The following is a 24,457-nucleotide window of genomic DNA, read 5'->3' as shown; positions in this document are numbered from 1 at the left end:
TAGTTTTCAAAGTTCACTATATCGCTCGTAAGCGACTTTTTTATATTAACACTTATCAAAAAACATGTCAATATTTTGTTTAATTTTTATTGTTACTTTTTCTCGTTTGTCACCGACTTGTTTTGGCGACATAAATTAATATAACATCACCTATCGTTATGGTCAACAACTTTTTAATATTTTTTTGAAAAAGATTTCATTTGAAATGATACCTTGTACTCTTAGATGTGAATACATATCAAATATGATGTGATGTAGCTATTCGAATTACTTCTTATTATATCTTTAATTCCTATTAGAGAAACTAGCCACTTAATAGAAAGTATAAAACCACTTTTCATCAATCATCAGAAAAGATTAATTCAATATAGAAGTCTTCGTAAAAAGCTTATATTAATCTTAAACAAATGACGTGTAAGGTGCTTGACTCATTTGGGAACTAGGGATAGGTAACAGCTAAGACCCCACAGGCGTAATAAAGTTGACATGCTAAAACCACGACGTCGTGTGGACCCAGGAGGCTCAGCGCCTGCCCCGTGGAAAGTGAGCACCTGAAGTGGAATTCAACTCTCTTCTTTACATAAGTACACTTTTCATAAACTATAAAAACTGAAATTCATAATAGTAAGACTACCAGTTCAAATCCCATTTATGCTATATTAACATTGAATGGGGTGGAACTATTGGCAAAAAAGAAAAGTAGTAAAATTAATAATATAAGATCATTTGCACTTTCATTATTATTTATTGGATTCATCATTATGTACGGCGGTGTATTCTTCAGAGAGCATAAAATTGTTATGACATTGTTTATGCTTGTTGGGTTTTTAGCTATTATTGGAAGTACTGTTGTTTACTTTTGGATTGGTATGCTATCAACTAAAACCATTCAAGTAGTTTGTCCAACATGTAATAAAACGACAAAGATGCTTGGGAAAGTAGATATTTGTATGTATTGTAATGAACCACTAACATTAGATGCTTCATTAGAAGGCAAAGAGTTCGATGAAAAATACAATAGCAAACGAGAAACAAAAAGAACGTAATAAAAAAGCACATTACATATGTAATGTGCTTTTTATGATAAGTTTTTTTCTTTGCAATTAGGACAAATACCGTACACTTCCATCCTATGATTTGTTACTTCAAATCCTGTTACGTTCTCAACAAATTGATTGATACCTTCTAATCCATCATAATGAAAATCATTCATATCTCCGCATTTCTCACAAATAATATGATAATGATCTGTAGTTATATAATCAAATCGACTAGAAGAATCACCGAAGTTTAACTCTTTAACCATTCCAACTTCACGTAAAACTCTGAGATTATTGTAAACAGTTGCAACACTCATATTTGGAAACTTACCCTCAAGTGCTTTATAGATTTCATCAGCAGTTGGATGTGTTCCACTTTCAATTAAAAATTCTATAATTGCATGTCGTTGAGGTGTAATACGTACGCCGCTATTCTTTAAATGTGATATTGCATCTTGAATATTTTCTTTATGCAACGCCGCTCTCCCCGTTTCTTTAAATTAATTCTAAACAACATTCTTATTATTAGTTTATTCAACTGTAAGAATATTTGTCAACTTTTTGAGAATTTCCTAAAAAAATTTATATTAATGAAGAAATAGAAATAGTTGATTACATAAAAAAACGTGCGAGAAATTCTCGCACTTCAAAATGCTATCATCTGAGGAGGTATGCCCTATACTTATATATATTCTCTTTAGAAGAAGGCGTATAGACGAAAAGCTCGATTAAGTTTATAAACATTTATTAAATTTCATTCCAAATCATAACAGTACAGTTTAATCGATATAAAGATGGCACTATTATCGTTCGAAAAGGTGAATAAAAAGACATATTTGTAGCGTTACAAAAAAAATTCGGTGGTCTTACTATTTCTATATTAAGGAGAACGTTAGCTAAAATGGTTGGATATTAAATTACAAACTCCATTCACTATATTGATTTAAGGTGCGTCCATGTTCGTAGTACTATTTCATCTAAAAATAAAAGCTAGTACAAGTCAGAAGCTTATACTAGCTATACATTATTCCTTTATAAAACGCTGAATACATCTTCAACATGATTTTTGACTCTTACTTTTTGCCAAACTTTTTCAATCATACCTTCTTCATTTATTAAGAAGGTTGTCCGCTCTATTCCCATGTACTCTTTACCAAAGTTCTTTTTTAGTTTCCATACATCGTATAGTTTAGCAACTTCAGTTGTTTCATCTGATAATAAGATGAAAGGAAGGTCGTACTTTTCCACAAACTTTTGATGCTTTTGAATCGGGTCTGGACTAATGCCAAGTATCGTTGCACCTGCACTTATAAACTTTTCATACGAATCACGAAAATCACATGCTTCTGTTGTACAACCAGGAGTCATATCTTTTGGATAAAAATATAAAACAACTTTTCTTCCAAGATAATTTGATAATGATACTTCATCCCCATTATTTGCAGGTAATGTAAAGTCAGGTGCTTTAATGCCAATATCAACAGTCATTATATTTCTCCTTCATTTAAATAATTTTATCGCTCTTCTCTAAATACTTGTAACACAAAAGCTGCGGGCATTGTATACCCAATTAGTGCTTCGATCATTGCAACCCATCTTCCTAAACCAACAGGAACAATATCTCCATAACCTACAGACAAAAGTGTAATAGCACTAAAATATAAACATAATTCCATTATATGATAATTCGAACCGTCTACAGGAATAGTATGCTCAAGTAATATCGGCTGAGGACCTCTTTCAAGTATAAAATAAACTGCACTAAATCCAATTAAAACCGTTCCATATATTAAAAACAACAAAATGTAATTATTAATAGAAATAAATCCTTTATTGACTTTAGTTGTTGTTGAACTCCATAAGTACATTAAACTATATAATATAGAAAAAATAGCAATAAAGAAGAAAAAAGCAGTTCCCATTTCGATCACCTCATTTCAATTTATGAAACAAGCTATCGAAATAGAATAACATGCTTAGTTCCCCGCTCCTCTATATTTTTTGACACCAATATTCCAAATACAAACTGCTACTATAAACACAATAAGTCCCATAACTGGTGTAAAAAATGAATACAAATACCATTCGCTTCTACGTAGAAAATAAGCTGCAGGATATACACCGACAAAAGCAAATGGTAATACCCACGTTAATACAAATCGAATAATCGGATGATAAATATTAATTGGGTATCTCCCATAATTACCAATATTGTACATTAAAGGCATAATTGACGTTCGTGCATCTGACCAAAAACCAATACTAGCTAAAATAATAAAGATACCTGCATATACAAGCATTCCACCTAACGCCATTAAAATAAATAGAATAGGATCATACCACGTTAGTGAAAGCCCTAAGTTTGAACCTGCATAAATCATAATGATGAATCCAGTAATTGCGCCTAATAATGACTCTAATTCCATTTTCTCCAATACTACTTGGAAAAGACTATGAATTGGACGAGTTAGAATGCGATCAAACTCCCCTTTTACAATATAACGATCATTAAAATCCCATATATTAAAGAATGAAACAAATAAAGCAAATGGAACTAAAAAGAAACCATAAATAAACACTATTTCATCGCGATTCCATCCTTCTATTAAAGAAGTGTGGTTAAATACTAGTAAGATAAAAATTAAATTAACAGCTTGAGCCATTAAATCAGATACAAATGATAAAAAGAAATTTGCTCTATATTGAAATTTAGTTTTTAAATATTGACCTGTGTATTGAAAAAATAAATCTAAATAAAACATTCTTTAACCTCCTTGCACAACAAGCTGTTTTTTAGCCTTATACCATATAACAGTTATAGGAATACATAGTAAGATGACCCAAACGACTTGAAATAATAGTGCATTAAAAAGGGAATCGCCTTTAATACCTTCTGCAAAAATCATACTTGGTATATAACTAATTCCTTGGAATGGTAGATATTTCATAACATCTTGTGCCCAAATCGGAAAGAATGTAATAGGTATTGTTAAACCTGAGAACAAATCAATAATAACTCGTTTCGCTTGAATAAATCCCATATTATCGTGAAGAAAGAACGCCATTAAACCAGTTAATATATTAAGTTGTGTGTTGATTGCAAAGCTAAAGATCGATGCTAATAAAAATAAGGCCATTGTTGACATATCAAATGATACTTTTAATTGGAAAATCAATGCAACGATGATAAATCCTGGGATTGAAAAGAAAAAGAATCGAAAAATCCCTTCTCCTAAGCCCTGCATAACTTTAGTAAATAAATAGTTATATGGTCTAATCAGTTCAATTGCTACTTTACCTTCTCTTATTTCTTCTGCAATTTCACGATCTAAATTATTAAAATAAAATGCTCGAGCCATCCAAGCAATTGCAACATATGTTGTCATTTGAGTAACTGATACTCCTTGTATTGAACCTTGACTACCATAAATGGCTTTCCACAAGAAAAAATATGCTCCTATATTAATTGTATAAATTACAATCCCTGTGTAGTAATTAGTACGATAGGCTAGCATCATTAAAAAACGGATACGAATGATTTCTAAATACTTACCCATTACTCATACCCTCTTGATAAATATTTCGAATAATTTCTTCAGTAGAAATCTCTAACATCTTCATATCTTTGACTGGATGTGATTGTACTACTTTTGCAATGATCATAGAAATGGTCGTCTCATCATTTGGAAGAGAAACTGTCCAAACATTTTCTCCTTCATCTTTTTTCCACTTCACATCAGTTCGACCAACAAGCTCAACCAAGTCTTTTTGTTCAACATGTTTAATAAATTGAAATTGAATTTCTTTTTCTTCGCCCCACTGACCTTTTAGTTCTTCAAGCTTACCATCATAGATGATCTTCCCTTCATCTAACATGACAACTCGATCACATAAAGCCTCAATATCAGAAATATCGTGTGTCGTTAATAGAATCGTCGTACCATATCTTTCATTTAATTCCTTCAAAAACTCTCTGATTTTTAATTTCACTAAAACATCTAAACCGATTGTTGGTTCATCTAAAAACAATAACGGTGGATTATGAATTAAAGCAGCTGCTAATTCACATCTCATTCTTTGACCAAGAGATAATTTTCTTACCGGCTGATCTAATAAAGGTTCTAAATCTAACGTTTTAATGATATAGCCCATATGTTCATCGTATTGTTCATCTGAAACTTGATAAACCTTTTTTAATAATCGAAACGATTCTTGAACTGCTATATCCCACCACAGCTGAGATCTTTGCCCAAAAACAACACCGATTGATTTAACAAATTTTTCACGTTCTTTTTGAGGATGAAAGTCATTAACTTTTACATTACCCCCAGTAGGTGTTAATATTCCTGTTAACATTTTAATTGTTGTGGATTTACCGGCTCCATTCTCACCTATATACGCCATCATTTCACCTTTTTTTACGGAAAAACTAATATTGTTAACTGCTGTTTTGATTTTATAATTCCTTGTGAATAAGTCTCTAAATGCTCCTTTTACACCTGAGCGACTAGAGAATGTTTTAAACTCTTTGTGAAGATTTTGAACTTCAATCATATTTTCCATCTAATTGCCTCCATTTTTTATTCCGTCGCTAAGTGTATTTTAAATGGCATATAAGTACAATCAAAAAGACTTAAGAATTTATTTCCAATCCTTAAATTTTCTCGATTTGTTAATAGATTCTCCAAATGTTCAAATTTCTTTTGAAAATGAAAAGGTTTACATTTACCACGCACAAAAAATTCGTGCTAGAATGTTATTTAACGAAATAAATAATGTAAAGATGCAGGTTAAAACTTCTATTTTAATCGCGAATATAGGAGGAACTTCATGAACAATCAAAAATCAGTCGAAATACATAATGAAGCTTTAGAGCACATCGTTGGGGGAGTTAATAGTCCATCTAGATCATTTAAAGCCGTTGGTGGCGGTGCTCCAGTTACGATGAAACGTGCTAAAGGTGCTTACTTTTGGGATGTAGATGGGAATCAATATATTGATTATCTAGCTGCTTATGGGCCAATTATTACAGGTCATGCACATCCACATATTACTGCTGCAATTACCAAAGCTGCAGAAAACGGAGTACTATATGGCACACCACATGAGCTTGAACTACAATTTGCTAAAATGTTAAAAGAAGCAATTCCAAGTATGGATAAAGTTCGATTTACAAATTCAGGTACTGAATCTGTAATGACAACGATTCGTGTTGCTAGAGCTTATACAAATAGAACTAAGATTGTGAAGTTCGCAGGATGCTATCACGGCCATTCAGATTTAGTTTTAGTCGCAGCAGGTTCTGGTCCATCTACACTTGGAATACCTGATTCAGCTGGTGTACCGCAAAGTATTGCAAACGAAGTGATTACTGTTCCATTTAATGACATCGATGCATATGCTGAGACAATGGAAAAATGGGGTCATGAAATTGCAGGTGTCCTTGTTGAACCAATTGTTGGCAACTTCGGTATTGTAGAACCAAAAGAAGGATTCTTAGAAGCTGTTAATGACATTACTCACAACTATGGCGCATTAGTCATTTATGATGAAGTCATTACTGCTTTCCGTTTTATGTACGGTGGCGCACAAAATTTATTAGGCATTGAACCTGACTTAACTGCTTTAGGCAAAATTATTGGCGGTGGTTTACCAATTGGAGCTTATGGTGGTAAAAAAGAAATTATGGAAACTGTGGCACCACTAGGTCCTGCGTATCAGGCTGGTACAATGGCTGGTAACCCAGCATCAATCGCAGCTGGTATTGCTTGTCTTGAAGTATTAAAACAAGACGGTGTATATGAAGAATTAGATCGATTAGGTTCAATACTTGAAGCTGGTATTCAAGAAAAAGCTAACGAGCATAACATTCATATTAAAATCAACCGTCTAAAAGGCGCATTAACTGTTTACTTTAATGTAGATGAAGTAACAAATTATGAAGAAGCTAAACTTTCAGATGGTGAAGTATTTGGTCGATTCTTTAAGCTTTTATTAGAAGAAGGAATTAATCTAGCTCCTTCTAAATATGAAGCATGGTTTTTAACAACTGCCCACACTGAAGATGATGTGAAGCAAACAATTAAAGCAGTTGGAAATGCATTCCAAAAATTAGCTACAATTAAACAATAAAAATAATAGAGGTCACTACAAATTACTGAAGTGGCCTCTATTCTTACATAAGTAATTCAGAATAATCAAAATTCTTTATTGTAAATAGGAGGTAATTTCATGAAAAATCAAGCAAAAACACCATGGTCACCGAGTACATTTAAAGAGTTCCACAATCATGAGCATGACGCTTGTGGGATTGTTGCTTTTGTTAATCGTTCTTTATCTCAGACGAGAGAAACTGTTGATATTGCCGCTGAGAGCCTTAGAAAGATGAATCATCGTGCCGGATTTACAAATGGAGAAGGTGATGGCGTTGGATTACAAACGGATATCCCTACTCTACTTTGGGAAGAAAAACTTGCTAGCGTAGGGATCAGTTCAGAGGTTGTCTCACACCCATCATTCACAGTTGGGCATTTCTTTTTAAATGATCAATCAGATGAAAATAAACAAACATTACTTCAACTATTTGAAGAAAATGGTTACGAAACTCTATATCATAGTCAACATCAAACTAACTCTTCGTCTCTTGGTCCAATTGCAAAAGCAGTAGAGCCTGAATTTTTACAAGTAGCATTACTTCCAATATCTAATCGTCCGAATACTTCACTATTTGATCTATCAAATATCATTCATGAACAACTGTCTCATGTTACGGTCGTTTCATTAAGTCAATCTACATGCGTCTATAAAGTAATGGGTACAATTGATACATTAATTGCTTATTATTCAGATTTACAGCATCCTAATTTCAAGTCATCTGTAGTAGTTGGTCATAACCGTTATTCCACAAATACAACATCTTCATTTTCAAGGGTTCAGCCTTTTAGCATACTTGCTCACAATGGAGAAATTAACACAATTGAACAATTGAGAGTAGAAGCTAAACAAATTGGTGCAAGCATAACAAACGGTAATAGTGACTCACAAGATGTTAATATCACTTTGGAAACACTTATTCACAAACATGGATATACATTAAAGGAATCGATGGAATTATTATTTCCACCTGTACCTGCGGAATTCGAAGCAGACGAAGAATACGCTAAAATTTATCAAAAAATCAGAAGCGCTTTTGGACCATATTGCCAAGGACCTGCTGGAGTATTGACAAGAGAAGGAAATGAATTCGTTGCTAGTGTAGATGCATTAGGATTGCGACCTGTTTGGTTATTAGAAACAGAAGATCATTATGTATTTTCATCTGAACAAGGGATTCTTTCTCCTGAATCATTTACTGCTGAACCACACGCACTATCACCCGGTGAAAAAATTGGCATTAACCTTACTAATCATACAGCACAGCTATTAACTCACCAAGAACTAGTAAAAGTTGTTACAGAAAAATTAAACGACAAAATAAATTTGAACCTTTCAAATAGCCTAGTAAATATAAACGAAACTATCGAGGAAGCTCCCCCATCAATTCAACCTTTTGAATACGGTGCTTTCGGTTGGCATAGAGAGCAAATACAATTGGTTGAGCAAATGGCTGAAAAAGGTGCTGAGCCAATCCGTTCATTAGGTCACGATGCTCCTTTAGCTTGTTTAGATGAAGGCAGAAGAAATTTAGCAGATTATATGAAAGAAACTGTAGCGGTTGTAACGAATCCAGCAATTGATAGGGACCGAGAAACTGAGCACTTCTCTACATCTGTTTTATTAGGGAAAAGACCATCTATTATTGAAAAACAATCTGGCTTGGTCTTACAGCTTCCTTCTCCAATAATCGGTGATGGTTTCGTAGGAACCACATTAAAGTCAAAACGTAATCAGATTTCATACGAAGAAATTATGAATCTATATCAATCGAATGCGAAACTTTCGATTATTCATAGTACATTTTCTCAATTACCGTTAGAAGAGACTTTGTCTAAATATAAATTCGAAGCAATTGAAGCAGTTAAAAATGGCGTAGAATGTATTATCATTACCGATGAAGAAGCTCATAAAAATAGTCAGTATTGGATTGATCCAGCATTAATTACTAGTACAATTCATAATGGATTAGTGAGCGCTCGATTAAGAAGAGACTGTTCGATTGTGTTAAAAACTGCGTCGGTTCGCAATCTACATGATTTAATGGTGATGAAAGGCTTAGGGGCAGATGTCATTAATCCTTACTTCCTATTCGGTACTGTATCTGAATTAGAAGCACCTGAAAAAATTGTGAGTCTATATGATGTATTAAATAAAGGGATTGAAAAAGTTATATCTACGATTGGTATGCATGAATTAAGAGGCTACGCGAAAATGTTTAGTAGTATCGGATTACACGAGGATGTTGCATCAGCACTAGGAATAGTTAACTTCTTTGGAGATCAAGATACTGCTGGATTTAACACCTTGGAGATAGATGCAAAGAAACGTTACGATGATTACACGTCAAATAGTTCTGTATTGCATAAGCCTTTTCACGTTTTCCCTCGTATTTGGAAAGCAATTGGTGAAACAGCGCAAACTGGAAGCTATGAAAATTATAGACAAAAATTAAATCAAATTGAAGAAGATCGTCCGACGGCAGTCCGCCATGCATTGTCTTTCGTTGAAAGTAACCATCCAATTCATTCTGATCAAGTTTCGCTAGAGGTTGGTTCACATTCATTACCTTTTATCATTAGTTCGATGTCGTTTGGATCTCAAAATGAAGTTGCATTCCGAGCATATGCTGAAGGTGCAAATCGCCTAAACATGATTAGCTTAAATGGTGAAGGTGGAGAAATCCAAGATATGATTGGAAAATACCCAAACACACGAGGCCAACAAGTTGCTTCAGGTAGATTTGGTGTAAATGCTCATTTACTTCACTCTTCAAATTTAATAGAAATTAAAATTGGGCAAGGTGCGAAGCCTGGTGAAGGCGGACATCTTCCAGCATCAAAAGTAACCAAAAAGATTGCAGAAACTAGACACGCAACACTTGGTTCAGATTTAATTTCACCTTCAAATAACCATGATATTTATTCTATTGAAGATTTAGCTCAAATGATTAGTGAAATTAAAGCTGTTAATCCTAATGCAAAAGTAGCTGTAAAAGTTCCAGTTGTGCCAAACATCGGTACAATTGCAGTGGGCATTGCAAAAGCCGGTGCAAATTTTATTAATATTAGTGGATTTGATGGTGGAACAGGAGCTGCCAGAGTACATGCAATTCAAAATGTAGGTCTCCCTGTCGAAATTGGTGTACGCGCTGCTCATAACGCCCTTTTAGAATCTGGACTACGTAGCTCAGTAGAAATTTGGGCAGATGGTGGAATGAAAAGTGTAAACGATGTCGTTAAAATGATGATTTTAGGTGCAAACCGCATCGGATTTGGAACTTTATCTATGATTGCCATTGGATGTACTACTTGTCGTGGCTGTCATTTAGATACGTGTCATGTTGGTATTGCTACACAAATCGAGTCAGAAATTGAAGCTGTACGCCATGGTCTTCGAAAGTTTACGCCAAGACAATTAGAAACAGCTGTATCGAATTTAGTACAGTTCTTCACCGCTTTTAAAGATGAGCTACAAGAAATTGTTGGTGCTTTAGGGGTTAGTAAAGCACAAGACCTTGTAGGAAAAACTGAATATTTAAAACAGACTAGATTTGTCGATACACTAAACTTGAACAATCTTTTATCAACAGTTCAAATTGAAGATAAAGAATATGTTCTGTCGGATGGTGAATCTGCAAAGGCACTACAAAGCAATGGTATTGGTGCATATGCAAAAGTCGATAATGAATATCGTCATGCTGGCAGCTTACTAATCCATGATTTAGTCATTCAAAAACAAACAAATCGTAATACATCACCAGTTGAACTTAGCTTTGAAGATCAATCGATCCCTGGAAATGGCTTAGGTACTTACACTGTAGAAGATTATTCAGTGTATGTTCAAGGTGGAGCACAAGACGGTGTTGCAAAAACTGCTTTTGGCGGTAAAATTTTTATCAGCAAAGCAAAAGGTGCAAATGGTCAATATTTTGGTGGATCCGTTGGTAAGTGCTTTGCTTATGGTGCTCAAAAAGGACAATTTTTCATCCAAGGAAACGCGGATTCACGCGCTGGAATTCGCCTATCAGGCGCAGATGTAATTATTGGTGGGCATCATCACGATACTGTTTCAACATCTAAAAAAGTAAGACTTGGAGCAAATGCAAACATTAACGGATTCGCATTCGAGTATATGACTGGCGGACGTGCAATAGTGCTTGGAGATCCAGGTCCATGGATGTGCGCTGGGATGACTGGAGGCGTTATCTACGTAAGGAACGCTCCAGAATTAGGACTTACAAAAAAAGCATACTTGAATCGTATGGCGAAAGGCGCAAGTGTAAGTGTCTTATCAATTGATGAAAATAGTAAAAAAGATATTAATGAATTACTTGAACAATATAAAATGCTACTATCGCAACATAACCAAACTGATGAAGCAAAATTTGTTCAATCATTATTAGAAGATATCACTCAAAACTTCTTACGAATCGTTCCTAAAAAAGAGCAAGCAGATCCATCTGTTTCAACTGAGTGAAACGAATTAAAAAAAGAAGCGTTTATTACTAACGCTTCTTTTTTGTTTGCATAATATTTGCTATTTTTCGCCTTCAAATAAATAACACATTTACTAATAAATTTCTATTGATAAAGCTTATAGTTCATTGTATAGTTACAAGAGCTTACTTTTATGAGAATAAAATCATTATATTTTCAGGAAGTGACCGACATTTAATAATAAGTAGATTCATAGTATGAAAGTTAAATGTCCAATGTTTAAATAATTACAAGTTCTTAGAGCTAGACAAACAAAAGGAGCACACAATGAGATTAGGAGCGCGTGTCATAAAAACTGGTATAGCCATTATGCTCGCCATTTATAGCGCGATATTTTTTGATATAACAGCAGCTTCAATTGCAGGTATCTCAGCTATTTCTGCAATGAAATCCTCTGTTAATCAATCATACAAAACATTAATTGAACAACTTCAAGCAAACATAATTGGTGCATTACTCGCAATTATCGCCCTACAGACTTTAGGAAACAATCCTGTTATTATAGGCTTTACTTGTATTATCGTCATTATTATTACTTTGAAACTAAAGCTTGAAAATACAATTGCAACTGCACTAGTAACAGTTGTAGTAATAATGGAAACTAGCACAACTAATGAAAACTTCGCAGTATTTACATTTGATCGATTTATGGCAGTAATGGTTGGTGTATTTGCAGCTTCATTTGTTAATATCTTTTTAATGCCACCGAACTATGAGAAAAAGTTATCTCGTGGCATGATTTCTGTTACTGAACAAACAAATAAATTAATGATGATGGCTTTACACAAAACTGTCAGTCATTCAGGATTAAAAGAAGATATTTACCAGCTAAAAGAAATCATGCGAAATGTTACAAAAATCTATCGACTATATAAAGAAGACCGTATTATCTTTATTGGACGAAAGAAAAAAGAACATGAAAAATCGCGTAAAATTGTATTGTTTAGACAGATGCTTCAAACTGCAGATTGTGCTTTTGATACATTAAAGGCATTCAATCGATTAGAATATGAAATAAATGTCAGTCCTAAGGAATTCCAAGAACTGATGAAAAATGAATTAACATGTTTAATGCAATACCATGAACATGCGCTTATGAAGTTAATTGGAAAAGTAAATTTAGAACACTCTGCTCCGCTTCATAAAGAAGAAATTATCTTAAAAGATAAATTAATGAAGGCATTTTTTGATCATCATGATTTAAATGACAAGGAAACACAGAAAACTTGGTTACATTTATTTCAGATTGTATCAGCCATTCTAGAATATAGTGAGAACGTTGAACATTTAAACACTCTTGTAGATAGTCATCAAACTTATCACAAAGAATATCAATTACAAGTCGAGCAGCAAGAGACAATGTAATAACAAAAAGCCTCCAATATTGGAGGCTTTTCTATTGATTAAACTGTGCTATTTTCTAAATTTTGAATTTCAAACAAATGGTAGTATGCCGCTTTTTTAGCCATTAATTCTTCGTGTGAACCAATTTCTACAACTTGCCCTTGATCAATATAAACAATTTGGTCTACATGTGTGATTGTTGATAATCTGTGAGCAATAAAGATTGTCGTTCTATTTTTTGCTAGTTCTTGAATTGCATCTTGGATATATTTTTCGTTCTCTAAATCAAGAGCCGATGTTGCCTCATCAAATATAAGTATCGAGGGATTACGTAAGAATACTCGAGCAATCGCAACACGTTGTTTTTGACCACCAGAAAGTTTAACACCTCTCTCACCAACCAGTGTGTCATAACCATTAGGTAAACTCATGATAAAATCATGTGCATTTGCCGCCTTAGCTGCTGAAATGATTTCCTCTTCGCTTGCTGTTGGATCACCGTATTGAATATTCGATTTAACCGTATCACTAAATAAAAAATTGTCTTGTAATACGATCCCGATTTTTTCACGCATGCTTTTTAGTTCATAATCTCTAACATCAATACCATCTATTTCAATTGAACCATTGGTTACATCGTAAAATCTAGGTATTAAGCTAACTAATGATGATTTACCACCACCACTTGATCCTACAAGAGCAATTTTTTGACCAGGCTCTATATTAAATGATACATCCTGGATAACTTCTTCATCATTTGAATTATAACGAAATGATACGTGATCAAAAGTAATTTGCCCTTCCAATTTTTTTGCTTGAATTGGATTCTCCCGATTCACGATATCATATTTTTCATCAAATAATTCAAACACTCGATCCATTGATGCAAACGATTGTGTTAATGTTGTTGATGAGTTCGCTAATCGTCTTAGTGGATCATATAATCGGTCAATATATCCAATAAAAGCTACCATTTCCCCAAGTGTTAATTGATTGTGAATAACTTGATACGCTGAAAACCCGATAATTAAAAGCGGACCAATATCAGTTAATGTATTAATAATTGTAAATGTTCTTGCATTCCAGCTAGTATGTTTTAATGCGCGATCTAAAAACTCTCCGTTTTTTTCTTTAAAAAGATCACTCTCATACTCTTCTAACGCAAAACTACGTGTCACTTGCATCCCTTGAATTCTCTCAGTTAAAAAACCTTGTACAACAGCTAATGCTTGTGAACGTTGCCTTGTTAATAATCGCAGACGACCAAAAAAGTATCGAACTGCTATTGTGTAAAAAGGTAAAACAATTAATGATACTAATGTTAACTTCACATCCATTGTCATCATAATTGCAACAGTTATAAGGATTGTAATTAAATCTAACCAAACGTTCATTAGCCCAGTTATGACAAAGTCTTTTGTTGATTCAACATCATTAATTACCCTTGAAATGACTTCGCCCGTTTTTGCATTCGCATAATATCTAAGACTAAGTCTTTGTAAGTGATTAAACAAATGACCTCTTATATCAAATAAAATCCTGCTTCCAATATACTGTGCAAAATATTGTCTAAAATATTCAATCGGCGGTCTTAAAATCACAAATACGCCAAAAGCAATCATCATTGCATAAGCAAGGTGGCCACTTTTTGTTGCTAAAGAATCAGAAGTATTAATAATTCCGTCTACAACATATTTCAGTAAAAGAGGCAAAATAAGTGGTATCCCAAACTTAATAATTCCAATTCCAATTGTTAAAAAGATATGAAGTCGATAGGGCTTCACAAATTTCAAATAACGTCTTATACTTCCCATACTACTCCCCCATTCAACCTTACAAAAAGAAACTGTTGAGCTTAATAACTTACTTTGAGATTTCCTCAATAGTTATTGTCTGCTCAACAGCTTTAATTAATCACGATACATTAAGAAACGTTCATACCAATTATCAATAAAATCAGAAGCAAACGGTCCTTTTCGTTGATGAATCATTTCCTTTAAATAGCCCAAATTCTTTTTTAAGATTGGGTCAATTATCGGAGGATAATTCATCTCTTGTCGATGATTTTCATATTCATCTTCGTCTAACAGCACGTAGGTCATGTCTGGAAATACTTTAATATCAAGATCATAATCAATATACTTTATGGCACCATCTTCGAAGACAAACGGTGAGCTAACATTACAATAATAATAAACTCCATCTTCTCTAATCATCCCAATGACATTAAACCAATAATCCATATCAAAGTAACAAATTGCAGGCTCTCGTGTAACCCATGTTCTACCGTCCGATTCAGTTACAAGTGTGCGATCATTTGCGCCAATTACTAACTGCTGCGTCCCTTTTAAAATGGTTGTCTCTTCCCATATACGATGAATATGTCCGTTATGTTTATAGCTATGTATTTGAATTTTTTCTCCCGGCTTGGGAACGTTCATATGTTCTCCCTTCTTTCTAGTGTGGACGCATTTCAACACTTTATTTATACTTTACATTTACTATTATAACTAGTTCTCTTCCATTTTTAAACAAAAGGGAGTGTAATTTGGTCATATGGCGCAAAAAATTATTTTAAGGCTAGCTTTTTTTCCTCTGAAAAAGACTTAATAATTTGCTGAGTTTGTAATAAAAAGGTGTTCTGGATTGCTTTTAATTCAGTTCTCATTATATGAATTTCATCTTGAATGGAAGACAATTTTGATAAATCCTCTAGTTCAAAAAGTTGATTTTCAATTTCTTGACATCGTTCAATTTCTTCTTGAATCTTAATTAATTGATCCATCGTTTGTAGTTGTCGTCTAACCAATTCGTCGAATACTTGCATACCATTCACCATCCTTATTTCATTATTACACTATTTCTTGAAAACTAACATAATCCCTTTGACTACATTTGGCGATATTTGACTTTTATATGAATATTGAAGAATTATTCTTTTAGGGGAGTTTTTATGAGGTGAAAAATAATAGTTCTACACATAAAAAGACACCCTTGCGTAAAGGGTGTCCTCTTAAAAAGACTTTTTATTCTACTAGACTGCATGATCTCACATCAGGCAGGTAGACAAACCAAAGTAAGATTCTCACACTTACTTTCATTCATCCACAGCGCACCTCTAGTAATTTTCATTCAATTATTGTTGGTTTTGTTGCCCAAAGTTTTGAGTACCAGCTTTTTGAGCAGATTGTTGATTTGCTTGTCTTACTGCTTGTACATCAGTTGCAGATTCGTTAGCAAATTCTTGTCCAAAACCTTGTTGGTTTTGTTGTTTCACTTTTCCAATGTTAGTTCCAGTTGCAGTTTTACCTGCAGTGAAATTTTGGTTGTTATTGTTGTTTGCCATGTTTATCACCTCCACGAATAATATGATTACCAATCCTCAAAGAAATATGTAAAAAAATTTACCTTCTTTTTTTGAGTAATGAAATGCTTCCGTGGAAAACTATATAAAAAACTGGGGGTATGAATATGTATGTAGGAAGAGATCTTTCTGAATTATCAATGACTCCAAAAACAGAGTGGAAAGATAGTGAACTTGAATATTTCCATCACTCTTTTCAACAAATTACTGGTTATCTAAGTGTTGAAGGTAATTCAATACAAAAAGAGATTATTAAAGAAATTGAATCTCGAGGCGGTTTGCACAGAAGTGAAGCAGATTGGGGTCATGGTACGCGCCCTACTTATGATTGAACAAAAAATTCCCAGTTCATTAGAACTGGGATTTTTCTATTTGTTGATAAATTTTCTGATGCACGACAGGAAATGGTAGATCTTTACACTCTTCTAAAGAAACCCACTTGTGAGTTGTTAATGAATTACTTTCTTTTATTGTATTTCCTACATAAACGTCAATTTTCCATACAAGATGTGTAAATACATGCTCGATACTAAAATGATAAGCGAGCTCTTCTACTTCTAACTTATATTCTTCGTTTAAGAAAAATCCTAATGTATCACCTTTAGAAAGTAAATTTGATTTTAATTCAGCAGTAGGAAATTCCCACATATTCGCTAAAAGCCCTGTTTGCGGTCTTTGCTGTATTAAAAATTTACCTTCCTTGTTCTTTATGACACCAACAACAAGTTCAACTTGTTTAGGTGCTTTCTTTTTACTCTTAATTGGTAATTCATTCACTAATCCACTTTCAAACGCTATACACTGTTCTCTAACTGGACATAATAAACATGCAGGATTCGTTGGTGTACAAATCAAGGCTCCTAATTCCATCATCCCTTGATTAAATGCTGACGGATCCTCATGACTAATTAAAGCTCTCACTGCTTGTTCAAATATTTTTCGATTTTTAGGGACGCCAATATCCTCTCGAATTGTTAAAATTCTAGAAAGGACCCTCATTACATTCCCATCTACGGCCGGTTCAGGAATTCCATATGCAATACTTAGAATTGCACCAGCAGTATAAGGTCCAACACCTTTTAATTTACTGATCATTTCAGGTGTATTTGGTACTTGTCCATTATAAACTTCATGAACTTCTCTGACTGCAGATTGTAAATTTCGAGCTCTAGAATAATACCCTAAGCCTTCCCATGCCTTTAATACTCTTTCCTCTTCTGCATTTGCCAAATCTGCAACAGTAGGGAACTGTTGCATAAACTTATTATAAAAAGGGATTACTGTTTCAACTCTCGTTTGTTGGAGCATGATTTCTGAAACCCACACTCTATACGGGTCTTTATTTAATCTCCAAGGCAAATTTCTTTGTTCAGCTAAAAACCAATTAACTAAATTATTCTTAAAATCAATTTTTGGGAAAACTTCTAATGTATGCTGTAAATCACTATTCATATTTTAATACCTTTCTATAACGTCTATATATATTTTAACAGTTGTTTATACTAAAGAAATAACTAAGGTAAGCAAAGGGAGGAACCAAATGGATACTGGCACTCATCTTGTAATGGGTTTTACACTAGGCGGATTAGCAACATTAAGCCCTGTCGTGTTAAATGACCCACACTTAACAAATGCATTATTACTTACAACCATTATTGGATCTCAATTACCTGACAGCGACACAATACTTAAATTAAGAAACAATGCAAAATACTTAAAGCACCATCGCGGAATTACTCATTCAATTCCAGCAGTTATTGGTTGGACTTTAGCCTTATCAATTATAATGACTTTAATTAATCAGCGCGATCACTTTGGCATCTTCTTATTTTGGTCTTTTATAGCCGTAAGTGTCCATGTGTTTGTTGACTTATTCAATGCATATGGTACCCAAGCATTAAGGCCATTTTCTAATCGATGGATTGCCTTTGGAATAATTAATACTTTCGATCCATTTATATTCGTTCTTCATTTAATCGGCGTACCGTTTGTAATCTTTCATTTTAAAGCTGGCCCAATTTGTATACTATTGTATATTATCATGGTATTTTATTACGCATTTAGATATCGACAAAAACGAATCGTCATACAAACAGTTTACAATAAACTACCTGAAGCGAAGCATGTCTATGTATCGCCTTCTATAAAATACACTCATTATCACATTGTCGCAAGTACAGACACACATCATTACGTTGGTAAAATTAAACAAAGGAATTTTACAATACACGATGAATTCAAAAGAATCCCATTACCAGTAATTGAAGATGTAAAAGCAGCCTTCAAAGACGAAAACGTCAAATCCTTTTTAGCCTTTTCACCTGTATATATATGGGAACTAATCGGCCACGATAATCACAAAGAACTTCGACTAATCGACCTAAGATATCGAACCGACACATACTATCCATTTGTTGCCGTCGTAAAATTTGACTATGACCACCACATCATCAGCTCATTCACAGGCTGGATATTCAGCGAAAAAAAACTACAAAAAAAATTGAAAATGGATTGAAAAGTGGAGGCGACTGTTCAGCTCCGACAAGCATAAGACGAAAACAAAAAAAGGTGCTTTTTACCTTTATTTGTTTTTGGCTTATGACCTCGAGGAGCTAGGAGCCGGAACTAGACACTCTGAAATGTGGAAGGCGTTCGCTCTGCCCCGACAAGCGTAAGACAAACCCCAATAAAGGTGCTTTTTACCTTTAATGGAGTTTGGCTTATGACTCGAGGTGCAAACGCCTGGAACTAGACACTCTGAAAAGTGGAGGCGACTGGTTATAGCTCCGACAAGCATAAGACGAAAACAAAAATAAAAAAACGTTAGAAAGCCCTATTAAGGAACTCTCTAACGTTTTTTAATGAAGTCGATTATCTCTTGATTCTTCAATTTGATACCCAGGTGGCTTCGCAATTTTTAGTTCAGTTTCATGCAGGTATTTTCCGTACTGGTAAATGAACTGGGTAACAACTTTTTTTGACATTTGTTCACCATGGTATTCTCCTGCTTTTGCGTATGTTGCTTCAAAATCTTCCCAAAGCCATTCAACCCAAACTTTTGCTTGCGAATATGATAAGTGACTATTTTCTTTTAAAAGTAATTCTGTTAACTGCTCCAAATATTTCTCCATAAATTACACCTTCCAATATTTAAACTTGTGTCATTCGTTTTATATCCACTCATTATGGTCATCATAATGGTGATGGTTCATATCATCGTGTTAGCTTTTATTATTAGGGGGGCTTTACGTTGACAACTAAAAGTGAACGATTTTCAAAACAGAAACATGATATGCAAATAGACGGTGGAATTGATTACAAATCGAAAAATGCTTCAATTAGACCAAATGGAACAATGAATACAAATCCACAAAAACGGATGGCTAAAAGCAATCAAAGTAATGATTAATAATGAATAAAAATGAGAAATTGAAAACCAGGGGTCACATTTTCCCTGGTTTCTTTAATAAAGAAATTGGAATTCCTATTTCTTCTTCACTTGTACTTCTATATCCCCATGCAAATATACCGTTCATGTAAGTAATTGCAAATATTACACCAGGTTCTTCTATTAATTCATATTGTTCACCTGGAATAAATTCATTTGGATCTAATAAATATGATTGAGCCATTGTTTTTTTACGCAAGATTACTTCCAGCTCATTAATCATATCCATTTGTTCGGCTTTTCGAGCTTGATTTGTTAAATCATTGATTTCTTGAATCAATTCTTCCTTCGTTAAGTCACTATAGCGTTTTGGAATTTGCATTTATTTACTCCTCTGACTAAAAATAGTTATCTTTATTATACCAATATCATTCTAAAGCAAAAAGAAGAAAGGTCACTTTCCTTGTGAAAAATTATTTTAATCAAAAATTATCATTCATCTTCTTCTTCTAAAAATTGCAGAGCTTTTTCAATCAATTCGATTGAGAATCCTTTGCGAAATAAGGATGATTTCATTTTTTGGTTGTATTCCCATCCGCTTAAACCGCCGAATTTCCTTTTCGCTTTACGTGCATGAACCAGTAAAGCACTTAACTCTTCATCTTCATCACTCTCATAATTTGTTTCTTCAATCGCAATTGAAATAATTGAAGTAGAAAAACCTTTACGTCTTAACAGGTCTTCTAGCTTTATCTTTTTTTGAGTTGTAGAATATCGATTAAATGATGTAATCTTTTTTTGACAAAGTTGCATTGCATGTTCGACCTGTAATTCCTTTGAATATTGCTTCAAACTATCTTCGATTAATGGTTTCGTTATACCTTTTGTTAGTAATTCAGTTCGAATAATTGTCGGTCCTTTTAAAGTTGTATTAACTGAAGTTCGTACATAACTATCCGCATATTTTGATTCGTTAATATAACCTTCTTCTTCTAATCTCATAATGGTTGTTTGTATCGTATCGTTAGTATGTTCTTGTTTTAGTAAATATTGTTCAATCTCTTTTTTAGTTCTCATCATTCTTGATAAGTATACAATGCTAGCTAGGTATGCTTTTCTTAATTGGTCAGCCTGTATGATTTCTTCTAACTCAAACTGTTCAAAGGCCACACCTTTTTTTAAATTAAACTTCACTAGTGTATCAGCATCAACACTAAATGAATATTCCTCACCTTTTCCGCTGTCAGTGTAAATATTAAAACGTTCTTTATTTAGTTTTTGCACTTGAATTTTCGTTATAATAGTCATAAATTACCTCTAAATTATTTTCGATTTATTATACACATAAAAAAAATAATATCATATGATGAATTAAGGAGATGAATGGATGAATATTCTTCTTACAGGTGGTACAGGTTTTATTGGGTCTCTTTTAGTTAAAGAGTTAGTACGAAAAGAATATCATTGTTATGTTGTTACGAGAAATCATACTGATTCTCAAATTCCACAAGTTACTTTTATTACTTGGGATCAGTTAACTTCAAATTCTTTTAATGAACCAATCGATGTAGTTATTAATTTGGCAGGAGAATCAATTAACAGTGGTAGATGGACGAATGTTGTAAAAGACAAAATTCTACAAAGTCGTATACGATCTACGTCAAAACTAATTACGTGGTTAGAAAGACAAGCCCATCGTCCAAACCTACTAATTAACGCAAGTGCCATCGGATTTTACGGTACCTCAGAAACGAAAACTTTTACAGAGAATGACAAGCCTACATCTACTGACTTTTTAGCTACAACTGTTCGTACTTGGGAGAACGTTGCAACAAAAGCAGAAGAATTAGGTATTCGTACTGTTTTGGCTAGATTTGGAATTGTTTTAGGCTTAGAAGGTGGCGCACTTCCCAAAATGATTTTGCCTTATAAATTGTTTATTGGAGGCCCAATTGGTAGTGGTTCACAATGGATGTCTTGGATCCATCTGAAAGATGTAGTAGGTTTAATCGTTCATTCCATTGAAAACAAGGAAATTCATGGTCCTATGAATTTCGTATCACCAACTCCCGTAACAATGAAAGAGTTCAGCAAAGTTCTTTCAAATAGTCTGAATCGACCAAACCTGCTAAAGGTACCTGAATTTGCCCTTCAAATGTTACTAGGAGAAATGAGTATGTTGATTTTAGAAGGCCAAAAAGTTTCACCAACAGTAGCTATACAAACTAATTATAACTTTCAATTTACATCTTTAAAAGATGCATTAGATTATACTCTAAAATAGATTTTTGAAAGGATTTATCATGAATTTATTATTTAAAAACGCAACTATTTTTCCTATTACTTCACAGGTTTTATACAATCATGACCTTTATATTGAAAATGGGAAAATAAAAGAAATTGCACCTGAGATATCTGTTTTAGAAGACCAAACGATTATTATTGAATGCTCTGGAAAGCCACTATTCCCAGGATTTATTGATGTACACACTCATCTAGGTCTTTACGATGAAGGAACAGGATGGGCTGGTAATGATGCAAATGAAACGATCGACATTCTTACGCCACACATTCGTTCTTTAGATGGTATTTTGCCGTTAGATGTAGCATTTAGTGATGCTAGACAACATGGTATTACGACTGCTCACATCATGCCTGGCAGTGGAAACGTCATCGGTGGCACAACTTGTACAATTAAAACATATGGTACAAATATCGATGAAATGATTATCCAAGAGCCTTCGGGTCTAAAAATCGCATTTGGGGAAAACCCGAAACGAATTCATAGTAATGGAAATAAAGAATCAATTACTAGAATGGGAATAATGGGGATGCTTCGAGAGGCATTTTATGAAGCGAAAAACACTCATAACCCAGATGATTTTAGATTTTTACCAATTCTTAAGGCATTAAATAGAGAAATCCCAGTTAGAATACATGCTCACCGTGCCGACGATATATTATCAGCTATTCGTTTAGGTGATGAATTTAATTTAGATATACGAATTGAACATTGTACAGAAGGTCATCTGATTGTTGACCATCTTAAGAATCGTGACCTTCAAGTGTGTGTAGGTCCAACACTAACGAGACGTTCAAAAATCGAGCTAAAGAATAAATCCTGGTCTACATACAAAGTTCTTGCTGATGCTGGTGTTAGCGTGTCTATTACGACAGATCACCCTTATACACCAATCCAGTATTTAAATGTATGTGCAGCAATTGCAGTTCGAGAAGGTTTATCAGAACAAGAAGCATTAAAAGCCATTACAATAAATCCTGCTAAAAATCTAAATTTATCCCATAAAATTGGTAGTTTAGAAGTAGGAAAAGATGGAGATGTTGTACTATGGTCACATCATCCATTTCACTATTTGGCTAAGCCTTTACTTACTGTCATAGATGGTAGAATTGTGTATAAAAACCTCGAATAAAATTTGTTTGCAAATTGAAAAAAATAGTTTATTATATTAAAGTAAGATTTTATGTGATTTATAAAATAGATAGTCTAAACCACTATTCTCATATAGTTTTTTTACGGGAAAGGCAAATGGTGAGCCACCAGTTTTCGCTGGTCCTAGTGGGTTCGATTCCCACCCCGAAATTTTAGGGTGCATTAAAACATTATTTCAAATTTATTCAATATTTTAATGCACTTCAACGGACAAAACGTCAGAAGTTTGTCCTCACAAAAATTTCGCGGGTGGCGTAACCTTTTTTCGCTACCCCTATTATTAGGAGGAGTAGAGATGCTAAAACAGCGAGATTTACAAGATTGTTCTATACTTTTTGAACTTATGGCGCATCCTGATGTCTTTCCTTTTGTGCGCCATAAAGCGAACTCTTACGAAGAATTTTTATTTATCACAAGGCAAGCCATGGAACTAGAAGAACAAGGGAAAATGATCTCTAGAACGATTATGGATGAATGGGGTAACCCGATTGGCAATATCTCTTTACATGATATTGAAGACGGTTATGGTTTCTTAGGCACATGGTTGGGCAAGCCCTATCATGGAATGGGATATAATAAACCTGCTAAAGATGCATTCTTTCACGAGTTATTTCATGAACAAGGAATAAACTCTATTTTTATGCGTATTCGCAAGCTAAATAAGCGTTCTTTTTATGCTGCAAGCAAATTACCATATGCAACATTAGCTAATGAGACACGTTCATGCCTTTATAATGAAATCAATCAAAATGAAGAAATCTATGATTTATTTGAAATTACAAAAGATAACTATTTATTGCATACATTACGTGAAGATTATCAACAGCATGAAGTTACTCACTTAAAAGAAGCATAATTATTTTGTATATCCTCCACAAGAAATGGCAACACTGACTAAGGATTTTATAACTTAGCGAGGTGTTTATTGTGGATAAGAGAAAGCAAGATAAAACTAGAAAATATTTAAGTGCTACACAGGAAGTTTTATATGCAAAAGAGTTTAAGCGAGCAGACCGTGCTGCAGGTTATAAATATAATGGTATTGGCAAATAACGTTGAGACGAAGGGCTTCTATATCTAGAAGCCCTTTTATTATATTTATATAATAAAAATAAATCATTTTTACATAAAATCATCTGAAAAACATTATTCTTACAGTTGCTCATATTCATTTCTATAAGTTATCCTTCATGGAAAATATTATATGGTAGAAAA

At 33.7% G+C, this 24,457-nt stretch carries 25 protein-coding genes; 11 read left to right on the top strand and 14 right to left on the bottom strand.

From position 1 onward, the window contains the following. The first annotated feature begins 683 nt into the window (after positions 1 to 683). Positions 684 to 1,046: a YgzB family protein gene (locus V7056_RS08810; protein WP_499701128.1), complete on the top strand. Its 363-nt coding sequence runs from the start codon at positions 684 to 686 to the stop codon at positions 1,044 to 1,046. Between the two features lie 32 nt (positions 1,047 to 1,078). On the opposite strand, the gene V7056_RS08805 is transcribed toward V7056_RS08810, so the two are convergent. From V7056_RS08805 to V7056_RS08780, 6 genes are all read right to left on the bottom strand, one after another. Further along, complete coding sequence (locus tag V7056_RS08805) at positions 1,079 to 1,516, bottom strand: Fur family transcriptional regulator (RefSeq protein WP_088002391.1); 438 nt, start codon at positions 1,514 to 1,516, stop codon at positions 1,079 to 1,081. Positions 1,517 to 2,072: 556 nt separating this feature from the next. Next, on the bottom strand, positions 2,073 to 2,528 hold the full coding sequence (gene bcp, locus V7056_RS08800) for a thioredoxin-dependent thiol peroxidase (RefSeq protein WP_499701126.1): 456 nt from the start codon (positions 2,526 to 2,528) through the stop codon (positions 2,073 to 2,075). A 26-nt stretch (positions 2,529 to 2,554) separates the two neighbouring features. Next, positions 2,555 to 2,962, bottom strand: a complete 408-nt coding sequence (locus V7056_RS08795; RefSeq protein WP_499701124.1) for a potassium channel family protein — start codon at positions 2,960 to 2,962, stop codon at positions 2,555 to 2,557. Positions 2,963 to 3,016: 54 nt separating this feature from the next. Then, the gene (locus V7056_RS08790) at positions 3,017 to 3,802 is read right to left on the bottom strand and encodes an ABC transporter permease (protein WP_088002385.1); all 786 of its coding nucleotides are present in this window, start codon (positions 3,800 to 3,802) and stop codon (positions 3,017 to 3,019) included. 3 nt (positions 3,803 to 3,805) lie between these two features. After that, positions 3,806 to 4,597: an ABC transporter permease gene (locus V7056_RS08785; RefSeq protein ID WP_499701121.1), complete on the bottom strand. Its 792-nt coding sequence runs from the start codon at positions 4,595 to 4,597 to the stop codon at positions 3,806 to 3,808. Next, positions 4,590 to 5,603: an ABC transporter ATP-binding protein gene (locus tag V7056_RS08780; RefSeq protein WP_499701120.1), complete on the bottom strand. Its 1,014-nt coding sequence runs from the start codon at positions 5,601 to 5,603 to the stop codon at positions 4,590 to 4,592. Before V7056_RS08780 ends, V7056_RS08785 begins: the two co-directional genes overlap by 8 nt. Positions 5,604 to 5,870: 267 nt before the next feature. On the opposite strand from V7056_RS08780, the gene V7056_RS08775 reads away from it, so the two are divergent. The 3 genes from V7056_RS08775 (at position 5,871) to V7056_RS08765 (ending at position 13,057) form a co-directional block, all read left to right on the top strand. Next, positions 5,871 to 7,172 carry a glutamate-1-semialdehyde 2,1-aminomutase gene (locus V7056_RS08775; protein WP_499701118.1) on the top strand — a complete coding sequence of 434 codons (1,302 nt, stop codon included), beginning with the start codon at positions 5,871 to 5,873 and terminating at the stop codon, positions 7,170 to 7,172. Between the two features lie 99 nt (positions 7,173 to 7,271). After that, positions 7,272 to 11,672, top strand: a complete 4,401-nt coding sequence (locus tag V7056_RS08770) for a glutamate synthase-related protein (RefSeq protein WP_499701116.1) — start codon at positions 7,272 to 7,274, stop codon at positions 11,670 to 11,672. Between the two features lie 287 nt (positions 11,673 to 11,959). After that, entirely contained in the window at positions 11,960 to 13,057 is a 1,098-nt protein-coding gene (locus tag V7056_RS08765; RefSeq protein ID WP_499701114.1) for an FUSC family protein, read from the top strand. A 38-nt stretch (positions 13,058 to 13,095) separates the two neighbouring features. Here the strand turns inward: V7056_RS08765 and V7056_RS08760 are convergent, their stop codons facing one another. From V7056_RS08760 to V7056_RS08745, 4 genes are all read right to left on the bottom strand, one after another. After that, complete coding sequence (locus V7056_RS08760) at positions 13,096 to 14,850, bottom strand: ABC transporter ATP-binding protein (protein WP_499701112.1); 1,755 nt, start codon at positions 14,848 to 14,850, stop codon at positions 13,096 to 13,098. Between the two features lie 96 nt (positions 14,851 to 14,946). Then, positions 14,947 to 15,477 (bottom strand): nucleoside tri-diphosphate phosphatase, encoded by a 531-nt coding sequence (gene ntdP, locus V7056_RS08755; RefSeq protein ID WP_088002367.1) that lies wholly within the window; start codon positions 15,475 to 15,477, stop codon positions 14,947 to 14,949. Positions 15,478 to 15,605: 128 nt separating this feature from the next. After that, entirely contained in the window at positions 15,606 to 15,863 is a 258-nt protein-coding gene (locus tag V7056_RS08750; RefSeq protein WP_499701110.1) for a YgaB family protein, read from the bottom strand. Between the two features lie 309 nt (positions 15,864 to 16,172). Further along, a complete protein-coding gene (locus V7056_RS08745; protein WP_499701108.1) occupies positions 16,173 to 16,382 on the bottom strand; it encodes a gamma-type small acid-soluble spore protein in 210 nt (69 codons plus the stop codon). Between the two features lie 125 nt (positions 16,383 to 16,507). Here V7056_RS08745 and yfhS point away from each other — a divergent pair, with 125 nt between their 5' ends. Beyond that, positions 16,508 to 16,732: a mother cell protein YfhS gene (gene yfhS / locus V7056_RS08740; RefSeq protein WP_499701106.1), complete on the top strand. Its 225-nt coding sequence runs from the start codon at positions 16,508 to 16,510 to the stop codon at positions 16,730 to 16,732. 19 nt (positions 16,733 to 16,751) lie between these two features. On the opposite strand, the gene mutY is transcribed toward yfhS, so the two are convergent. Continuing rightward, on the bottom strand, positions 16,752 to 17,852 hold the full coding sequence (gene mutY, locus V7056_RS08735; RefSeq protein WP_499701104.1) for an A/G-specific adenine glycosylase: 1,101 nt from the start codon (positions 17,850 to 17,852) through the stop codon (positions 16,752 to 16,754). 88 nt (positions 17,853 to 17,940) lie between these two features. On the opposite strand from mutY, the gene V7056_RS08730 reads away from it, so the two are divergent. Then, positions 17,941 to 18,915: a metal-dependent hydrolase gene (locus V7056_RS08730; protein WP_499701102.1), complete on the top strand. Its 975-nt coding sequence runs from the start codon at positions 17,941 to 17,943 to the stop codon at positions 18,913 to 18,915. 343 nt (positions 18,916 to 19,258) lie between these two features. Here V7056_RS08730 and V7056_RS08725 read toward each other — a convergent pair whose 3' ends face one another. Beyond that, positions 19,259 to 19,531 carry a YfhJ family protein gene (locus V7056_RS08725; RefSeq protein WP_499701101.1) on the bottom strand — a complete coding sequence of 91 codons (273 nt, stop codon included), beginning with the start codon at positions 19,529 to 19,531 and terminating at the stop codon, positions 19,259 to 19,261. 119 nt (positions 19,532 to 19,650) lie between these two features. On the opposite strand from V7056_RS08725, the gene sspK reads away from it, so the two are divergent. Beyond that, positions 19,651 to 19,809, top strand: a complete 159-nt coding sequence (sspK, locus tag V7056_RS08720; protein ID WP_499701100.1) for a small acid-soluble spore protein K — start codon at positions 19,651 to 19,653, stop codon at positions 19,807 to 19,809. A 34-nt stretch (positions 19,810 to 19,843) separates the two neighbouring features. Here the strand turns inward: sspK and V7056_RS08715 are convergent, their stop codons facing one another. After that, a complete protein-coding gene (locus tag V7056_RS08715) occupies positions 19,844 to 20,170 on the bottom strand; it encodes a YfhH family protein (protein ID WP_499701098.1) in 327 nt (108 codons plus the stop codon). A 110-nt stretch (positions 20,171 to 20,280) separates the two neighbouring features. After that, positions 20,281 to 21,096: a recombination regulator RecX gene (recX, locus tag V7056_RS08710; protein WP_499701096.1), complete on the bottom strand. Its 816-nt coding sequence runs from the start codon at positions 21,094 to 21,096 to the stop codon at positions 20,281 to 20,283. A 79-nt stretch (positions 21,097 to 21,175) separates the two neighbouring features. On the opposite strand from recX, the gene V7056_RS08705 reads away from it, so the two are divergent. The 4 genes from V7056_RS08705 (at position 21,176) to V7056_RS08690 (ending at position 24,295) form a co-directional block, all read left to right on the top strand. Further along, the gene (locus tag V7056_RS08705; protein WP_499701094.1) at positions 21,176 to 22,072 is read left to right on the top strand and encodes a TIGR01777 family oxidoreductase; all 897 of its coding nucleotides are present in this window, start codon (positions 21,176 to 21,178) and stop codon (positions 22,070 to 22,072) included. A gap of 16 nt (positions 22,073 to 22,088) precedes the next feature. Continuing rightward, on the top strand, positions 22,089 to 23,222 hold the full coding sequence (locus V7056_RS08700) for an amidohydrolase (protein WP_499701130.1): 1,134 nt from the start codon (positions 22,089 to 22,091) through the stop codon (positions 23,220 to 23,222). A gap of 315 nt (positions 23,223 to 23,537) precedes the next feature. Beyond that, entirely contained in the window at positions 23,538 to 24,098 is a 561-nt protein-coding gene (locus V7056_RS08695) for a GNAT family N-acetyltransferase (RefSeq protein ID WP_499701092.1), read from the top strand. 71 nt (positions 24,099 to 24,169) lie between these two features. Further along, entirely contained in the window at positions 24,170 to 24,295 is a 126-nt protein-coding gene (locus tag V7056_RS08690) for a YfhE family protein (protein ID WP_088002340.1), read from the top strand. The last annotated feature ends 162 nt before the right edge of the window (positions 24,296 to 24,457 follow it).

It is taken from the genome of Bacillus sp. JJ664 (genome assembly GCF_036962205.1).
GTDB lineage: Bacteria > Bacillota > Bacilli > Bacillales > Bacillaceae_G > Gottfriedia.
Note: the sequence above shows the minus strand (reverse complement) of the source record. Positions and strands in the feature narration are given on the sequence as shown.